Below are 2,500 nucleotides of genomic sequence, written 5' to 3' on the forward strand. Positions count from 1 at the left end.
TACCAGCAGTTACTCTGGTACCGTCAAGGTACCAGCAGTTACTCTGGTACTTGTTCTTCCCTAACAACAGAACTTTACGACCCGAAGGCCTTCATCGTTCACGCGGCGTTGCTCCGTCAGACTTTCGTCCATTGCGGAAGATTCCCTACTGCTGCCTCCCGTAGGAGTCTGGGCCGTGTCTCAGTCCCAGTGTGGCCGATCACCCTCTCAGGTCGGCTACGCATCGTTGCCTTGGTGAGCCGTTACCTCACCAACTAGCTAATGCGCCGCGGGTCCATCTGTAAGTGATAGCCGAAGCCATCTTTCAATTTCGAACCATGCGGTTCAAAATATTATCCGGTATTAGCTCCGGTTTCCCGGAGTTATCCCAATCTTACAGGCAGGTTACCCACGTGTTACTCACCCGTCCGCCGCTAATCTCAGGGAGCAAGCTCCCATCGATTCGCTCGACTTGCATGTATTAGGCACGCCGCCAGCGTTCGTCCTGAGCCAGGATCAAACTCTCCAATAAAGTGTTTGATATAGCTCATAAATTTGTACTATATAGTACGTTGTTTTGTTAATTAAAAATTAACGTTGGCACGCTTGGTTTTGTTTAGTTTTCAAAGATCATCGTTTATAGCAACTTTATTATAATACCAAACTTCTTAATATAAAGTCAAGAAGTTTTTTTAAAAAATGGTGGAGCCTAGCGGGATCGAACCGCTGACCTCCTGCGTGCAAAGCAGGCGCTCTCCCAGCTGAGCTAAGGCCCCAAAGAAAGTTTTAGGTAATGGTCGGGAAGACAGGATTCGAACCTGCGACCCCTTGGTCCCAAACCAAGTGCTCTACCAAGCTGAGCTACTTCCCGATATATGGCGCGCCCGAGAGGAGTCGAACCCCTAACCTTTTGATCCGTAGTCAAACGCTCTATCCAATTGAGCTACGGGCGCATTTTTGTAAGTGGTGCCGAGGACCGGAATCGAACCGGTACGGTAGTCACCTACCGCAGGATTTTAAGTCCTGTGCGTCTGCCAGTTCCGCCACCCCGGCACTTACTAAGAGCGGAAGACGGGATTCGAACCCGCGACCCCCACCTTGGCAAGGTGGTGTTCTACCACTGAACTACTTCCGCAATATTTAATTGGTGCGGGTGAAGGGACTTGAACCCCCACGTCACAAGGACACTAGATCCTAAGTCTAGCGCGTCTGCCAATTCCGCCACACCCGCAAGGTGTGTAAATGGTGAGCCATGAAGGACTCGAACCTTCGACCCTCTGATTAAAAGTCAGATGCTCTACCAACTGAGCTAATGGCTCATTTTTCAATGAGTAGATAATAAGTGGTGCCGGCAAGAGGACTTGAACCCCCAACCTACTGATTACAAGTCAGTTGCTCTACCAGTTGAGCTACACCGGCACAATAAGTTAATAATGGTGGAGGATGACGGGATCGAACCGCCGACCCTCTGCTTGTAAGGCAGATGCTCTCCCAGCTGAGCTAATCCTCCATTAAAATTATTAAATTAATATAAACCTGGCAACGTCCTACTCTCACAGGGGGAAACCCCCAACTACCATCGGCGCTGAAGAGCTTAACTTCCGTGTTCGGCATGGGAACGGGTGTGACCTCTTCGCTATCGCCACCAGATATTAGTAAATATTATTTTGAACGACATTTACTATTATATTATTTTTCCAAAAAAAATCAAGAGATTTTTTAGGTTTTTTTCAAAGGATATATTCCTTCAAAACTAGATAACGATTCACAATTCAATTCACTTCATTTAACGCCTTTATTAGGTTAAGTCCTCGATCGATTAGTATCTGTCAGCTCCACACGTCACCGCGCTTCCACCTCAGACCTATCAACCTGATCATCTTTCAGGGATCTTACTAGCTTACGCTATGGGAAATCTCATCTTGAGGGGGGCTTCATGCTTAGATGCTTTCAGCACTTATCCCTTCCGCACATAGCTACCCAGCTATGCCTTTGGCAAGACAACTGGTACACCAGCGGTGCGTCCATCCCGGTCCTCTCGTACTAAGGACAGCTCCTCTCAAATTTCCTACGCCCACGACGGATAGGGACCGAACTGTCTCACGACGTTCTGAACCCAGCTCGCGTACCGCTTTAATGGGCGAACAGCCCAACCCTTGGGACCGACTACAGCCCCAGGATGCGATGAGCCGACATCGAGGTGCCAAACCTCCCCGTCGATGTGGACTCTTGGGGGAGATAAGCCTGTTATCCCCGGGGTAGCTTTTATCCGTTGAGCGATGGCCCTTCCATGCGGAACCACCGGATCACTAAGCCCGACTTTCGTCCCTGCTCGACTTGTAGGTCTCGCAGTCAAGCTCCCTTGTGCCTTTACACTCTACGAATGATTTCCAACCATTCTGAGGGAACCTTTGGGCGCCTCCGTTACATTTTAGGAGGCGACCGCCCCAGTCAAACTGCCCACCTGACACTGTCTCCCAGCCCGATAAGGGCTGTGGGTTAGAATTTCAATACAGCCAGG

Annotated in this window: 9 tRNA genes and 3 rRNA genes (2 of these 12 only partly in view); all 12 read right to left on the reverse strand. The window is 49.5% G+C overall.

What is annotated here, in order from left to right:
* Positions 1-511, reverse strand: a 16S ribosomal RNA gene (locus WCV66_RS02965) (it extends 1,068 nt beyond the left edge of the window).
* A gap of 168 nt (positions 512-679) precedes the next feature.
* Positions 680-755: transfer RNA gene (locus WCV66_RS02970), tRNA-Ala, on the reverse strand.
* An 18-nt stretch (positions 756-773) separates the two neighbouring features.
* Positions 774-850 (reverse strand) — tRNA-Pro (locus WCV66_RS02975).
* Between the two features lie 5 nt (positions 851-855).
* Positions 856-932 (reverse strand) — tRNA-Arg (locus WCV66_RS02980).
* 11 nt (positions 933-943) lie between these two features.
* Positions 944-1,032, reverse strand: a tRNA-Leu gene (locus WCV66_RS02985).
* A gap of 10 nt (positions 1,033-1,042) precedes the next feature.
* Positions 1,043-1,114: transfer RNA gene (locus tag WCV66_RS02990), tRNA-Gly, on the reverse strand.
* 10 nt (positions 1,115-1,124) lie between these two features.
* Positions 1,125-1,210 (reverse strand) — tRNA-Leu (locus tag WCV66_RS02995).
* Positions 1,211-1,222: 12 nt separating this feature from the next.
* A tRNA-Lys gene (locus WCV66_RS03000) sits at positions 1,223-1,298 on the reverse strand.
* 24 nt (positions 1,299-1,322) lie between these two features.
* Positions 1,323-1,398, reverse strand: a tRNA-Thr gene (locus WCV66_RS03005).
* Between the two features lie 15 nt (positions 1,399-1,413).
* A tRNA-Val gene (locus tag WCV66_RS03010) sits at positions 1,414-1,489 on the reverse strand.
* Between the two features lie 24 nt (positions 1,490-1,513).
* Positions 1,514-1,629 (reverse strand): 5S ribosomal RNA (gene rrf, locus WCV66_RS03015).
* A 149-nt stretch (positions 1,630-1,778) separates the two neighbouring features.
* Positions 1,779-2,500, reverse strand: a 23S ribosomal RNA gene (locus WCV66_RS03020) (it continues 2,209 nt past the right edge of the window).

This window comes from Metabacillus rhizosphaerae, from assembly GCF_037201795.1.
Lineage (GTDB): Bacteria > Bacillota > Bacilli > Bacillales > Bacillaceae > Metabacillus > Metabacillus rhizosphaerae.